This is a genomic window from Limnohabitans sp., assembly GCF_038134685.1.
Lineage (GTDB): Bacteria > Pseudomonadota > Gammaproteobacteria > Burkholderiales > Burkholderiaceae_C > Limnohabitans_A.
The window spans coordinates 8551-13683 of the sequence record NZ_JAYPVP010000038.1; the positions used below are offsets into that span (position 1 = coordinate 8551).

Annotated in this window: 2 protein-coding genes; both read left to right on the forward strand. The window is 62.0% G+C overall.

All coding sequences use genetic code 11. The annotated features are described in order from the left end of the window. The first annotated feature begins 224 nt into the window (after window positions 1–224). Window positions 225–920 (forward strand): transposase, encoded by a 696-nt coding sequence (locus tag AAFM15_RS11330; protein ID WP_341686821.1) that lies wholly within the window; start codon window positions 225–227, stop codon window positions 918–920. Window positions 921–1051: 131 nt separating this feature from the next. After that, a partial coding sequence (locus AAFM15_RS11335; RefSeq protein WP_341686822.1) for a glutamate synthase-related protein occupies window positions 1052–5133 on the forward strand: 4082 nt, incomplete at its 3' end.

Below are 5133 nucleotides of genomic sequence, written 5' to 3' on the forward strand. Positions count from 1 at the left end.
CGACGCTGACGGTAATTCACCAGCTGGCATCGGCGGTCTCCGAAACCCCTGCAAGCCTTTTGCGACCGCCTGAAATCTTGACCGTACCTAAACGTACACGCTCTAGCCATCCGATTTCTAGAGGGAGAGTTTCGAATTAGTTGCCCGAGAGAGTTGGCTGTAAATCGGGGTCATTAATCGGGGTCAGATCCCATTTAAACTGGGCACTCTACTTCGGAGTGCCCATGGCCCGACTTCCTCGCCTTACTGTTGCCGGTTACCCGCACCACGTCATCCAGCGCGGGAACGACCGCCAGGCCGTCGTGCGAGACGATCAGGATCGGCAACGCCTGCTGGACTTGTGGACGGAGCACGCCAAAACCTTCAAGGTCGCCATTCATGCCTGGGTGATCATGGACAACCACTTCCATTTGCTGGCCACACCCGAGACGCAAGAGGGGTTGCCGCAAATGATGCAGGCCGTGGGCCGAGCCTATGTGCGCTACTTCAATTTACGCCACAAGCGGACCGGCACTTTGTGGGAAGGGCGCTACCGCAGCAATCTGATTGAGAGTGAGCGCTATCTTTTGGCTTGTATGGTTTATATCGACCTGAACCCGGTGCGTGCGGGCATGGTGGTGCGTCCGGAGGATCACCGTTGGTCCAGCTACAGGCACTCTATTGGGCAGTCGGGCGACAAATTGGTGACGCCACATGCACTGTATTGGGCCTTGGGCAACACGCCATTTGCGCGCGAGGCGGCTTATGCCGCGCTGGTGCAGACGGGTTTGAGCGAGCAACAGCGTATCGAATTGACCAAAACCGCCTTGTCGGGCTGGGCCTTGGGTTCCGAGGCATTTGTGCTCGAGCTGGGGCAGGGAACGTCGCGCCGCTTGGTGCCAGGCAAAGCGGGGCGGCCATTCAAAAATTCCGCGCCTTGATCTGTCCCCAATTAAATCGTTATTGAAGCTATGGATAAATTAATTGGGATCCGACCCCAATTAATTGTGTTGGCATGGATGCTGCAGTGCATTAAACTCCTTGACCTGCGTAAAAATCCTAGGAGTGCGCCATGACCACGGCTGCTGACAAAGAACTCTTCCAACAAACCGGTCTGTATGACCCGGCCAACGAACACGATGCCTGCGGCGTCGGCTTTGTGGCGCACATCAAAGGCAACAAGAGTCACGCCATCGTGACGCAGGCCCTCAAAATCCTCGAAAACCTGGACCACCGGGGTGCCGTGGGTGCCGATCCGTTGATGGGTGACGGCGCCGGTATCCTGATCCAGCTGCCCGATGCGCTGTACCGCGAAGAGATGGCCAAGCAGGGCGTGGCCTTGCCGCCTTTCGGCGAGTACGGCGTGGGCATGGTCTTCCTGCCCAAAGAGCACGCCTCGCGCATGGCTTGCGAGCAGGAAATGGAACGCGCTGTCAAGGCCGAGGGCCAGGTGCTGCTGGGCTGGCGCGATGTGCCGGTCAACCGCGACATGCCCATGTCGCCGCGCGTGCGCGAAAAAGAGCCGATCATGCGCCAGATCTTCATCGGCCGCGGTGCCGATGTGATCGTGCAGGACGCTTTGGAGCGCAAGCTGTACGTGATCCGCAAGACCGCCAGCGCCGCCATCCAGGCGCTGGGTCTCAAGCACAGCAACGAGTACTACATCCCCAGCATGTCCAGCCGCACCGTGGTCTACAAAGGCCTGCTGCTGGCCGACCAGGTGGGCACTTATTACCTGGACCTGCAGGACGAGCGTTGCGTCTCCGCCCTGGGCCTGGTGCACCAGCGTTTCTCGACCAACACCTTCCCCGAGTGGCCGCTGGCCCACCCCTACCGCTATGTGGCGCACAACGGTGAAATCAACACCGTCAAGGGCAATTACAACTGGATGAAGGCCCGTGAAGGCGTGATGTCCTCGCCCGTGCTGGGTGATGACCTGCAAAAGCTCTACCCGATCAGCTTTGCCGGCCAGTCCGACACCGCCACCTTCGACAACTGCCTGGAACTGCTGACCATGGCGGGCTACCCGATCAGCCAGGCCGTGATGATGATGATCCCCGAGCCGTGGGAACAGCACACCACCATGGATGCGCGCCGCAAGGCGTTCTACGAATACCACGCCGCCATGCTTGAGCCCTGGGACGGCCCGGCCTCGATCGTGTTCACCGATGGCCGCCAGATCGGCGCCACACTGGACCGCAACGGCCTGCGCCCCTCTCGCTACTGCGTGACCGATGACGACATGGTCATCATGGGTTCCGAATCCGGCGTGCTGCCTGTGCCCGAAAGCAAGATCGTACGCAAGTGGCGCCTGCAGCCCGGCAAGATGTTCCTGATCGACCTGGAACAAGGCCGCATGATCGACGACGAAGAGCTCAAGGCGGGCCTGGCCAGCGTCAAGCCCTATGCCCAGTGGATCGACAACCTGCGCATCAAGCTCGACGATGTGGCCGCTGTGGCCGACAACGCACCTGCCACCGACGTGGCGCTGCTCGACCTGCAGCAAGCGTTTGGCACCACCCAGGAAGACATCAAGTTCCTGCTGGCGCCCATGGCTGCTGCCGGCGAAGAAGCCATCGGCTCCATGGGCAACGACAGCCCGCTGGCCGTGCTCTCCGACAAGAACAAGCCGGTGTTCAACTACTTCAAGCAGTTGTTCGCCCAGGTGACCAACCCGCCGATCGACCCGATCCGCGAAGCCATCGTGATGTCGCTGGTGTCCTTCATCGGTCCCAAGCCGAACCTGCTGGACATCAACCAGGTCAACCCGCCCATGCGCCTCGAAGTGAGCCAGCCCATCTTGGACTTCGCCGACATGGCCAAGCTGCGCAACATCGAGCAGGCCACCAAGGGCAAGTTCAAGAGCGCCACGCTGGACATCACCTACCCCGCTGCCTGGGGCAACGAAGGCGTGGAAGCCAAGCTGGCCTCGCTGTGCGCCGAAGCCGTGGACGCCATCAAGGGCGGTCACAACATCCTGATCATCAGCGACCGTGGCGTGAGCGCTGCGCGCATTGCCGTGCCCGCGCTGCTGGCCCTGTCGGCCATCCACCAGCACCTGGTGCGCGAAGGTCTGCGCACCACCGCTGGTCTGGTGGTGGAAACCGGCACCGCCCGCGAAGTGCACCACTTCGCTGTGCTGGCGGGTTACGGCGCCGAAGCCGTGCACCCCTACCTGGCGATGGAAACCCTGGCCTCCCTGCACAAGGAACTGCCGGGTGACTTGTCGGCCGACAAGGCCATCTACAACTACATCAAGGCGATCGGCAAGGGCCTGTCCAAGATCATGTCCAAGATGGGCGTGTCGACCTACATGTCCTACTGCGGTGCCCAGCTGTTCGAAGCCATCGGTATCAACAAGGCCACCATCGACAAGTACTTCACCGGCACCCCCAGCCGAGTCGAAGGCATCGGCATTTTCGAAATCGCCGAAGAAGCCATCCGCATGCACAAGGCCGCTTTCGGCAACGACCCGGTGCTGGCCAATGCGCTGGACGCCGGTGGCGAATACGCCTGGCGCGCCCGTGGCGAAGAGCACATGTGGACGCCTGACGCGATTGCCAAGCTGCAGCACTCCACCCGTGCCGGCAACTTCAGCACCTACAAGGAATACGCCCAGATCATCAACGACCAGAGCAAGCGCCACATGACGCTGCGCGGTCTGTTCGAGTTCAAGATCGATCCGTCCAAGGCCATTCCGCTGGAGCAGGTGGAACCTGCTGCCGAGATCGTCAAACGTTTTGCCACCGGCGCCATGTCGCTGGGCTCGATCTCCACCGAAGCCCACGCCACGCTGGCCATTGCCATGAACCGCATCGGCGGCAAGAGCAACACCGGTGAAGGCGGCGAAGACGCGGCCCGTTACCGCAACGAGCTCAAGGGCATTCCGATCAAGAAGGGCGAGACTCTGGCGTCGGTCATCGGCAAGGACGTGGTCGAAGTTGACCTGCCGCTGAATGACGGCGACAGCCTGCGTTCGCGCATCAAACAGGTGGCCTCGGGCCGCTTTGGCGTCACGGCCGAATACCTGTCCAGCGCCGACCAGATCCAGATCAAGATGGCCCAGGGTGCCAAGCCTGGTGAAGGTGGTCAGCTGCCCGGCGGCAAAGTGTCCGAGTACATCGGCAAGCTGCGCCACTCGGTGCCCGGTGTGGGCCTGATTTCGCCCCCGCCGCACCACGATATCTACTCCATTGAAGACCTGGCCCAGCTGATCCACGACCTGAAAAACGTGGCACCTCACTCTGACATCAGCGTCAAGCTGGTGTCCGAAGTGGGCGTGGGCACGATCGCTGCGGGCGTGGCCAAGTGCAAGGCCGACCACGTGGTGATCGCCGGTCACGACGGCGGCACCGGCGCTTCGCCCTGGTCGTCTGTCAAGCACGCCGGTTCGCCCTGGGAGATCGGCTTGGCCGAGACCCAGCAGACCCTGGTGCTCAATGGCCTGCGCGGCCGCATCCGTGTGCAGGCCGACGGCCAGATGAAGACCGGCCGCGACGTCGCCATCGGTGCGCTGCTGGGCGCTGACGAATTCGGCTTCGCCACCGCACCGCTGGTGGTCGAGGGTTGCATCATGATGCGCAAGTGCCACCTCAACACCTGCCCGGTGGGCGTGGCCACGCAAGACCCGGCGCTGCGCGCCAAGTTCAGCGGCAAGCCCGAGCACGTGGTCAACTACTTCTTCTTCATCGCCGAAGAAGTGCGGCAGATCATGGCTCAGCTGGGCATCGCCAAGTTCGACGACCTGGTGGGCCGTGCCGACCTGCTCGACATGCGCGCCGGCATCGAACACTGGAAAGCCCGTGGTCTGGACTTTGGTCGCCTGCTGGCCGTGCCGCACGTCACCGACGGCACGCCTTCGCGCCACACCGATACTCAAGACCACGGTCTGACCAAGGCCTTGGACAATGTGCTGATCGCCAAGAGCCGCGCCGCCATCGACAAGGGTGAAAAAGTCTCCTTCATGGAAACGGCCCGCAACGTCAACCGCTCGGTTGGCGCCATGCTGTCGGGCGCCGTGACCAAGGTGCACCCCGAAGGTTTGCCCGACGACACCATCCGCATCCAGCTCGAAGGCACGGGCGGTCAGTCGTTCGGCGCTTTCCTGTGCAAGGGCATTACGCTCTACCTCATTGGTGAAGCCAACGACTACAC

Bases quoted from the DNA above. Each gene is read 5' to 3' on its own strand.
- AAFM15_RS11330 (WP_341686821.1), top strand. From the start codon at position 225: ATGGCCCGACTTCCTCGCCTTACTGTTGCCGGTTACCCGCACCACGTC.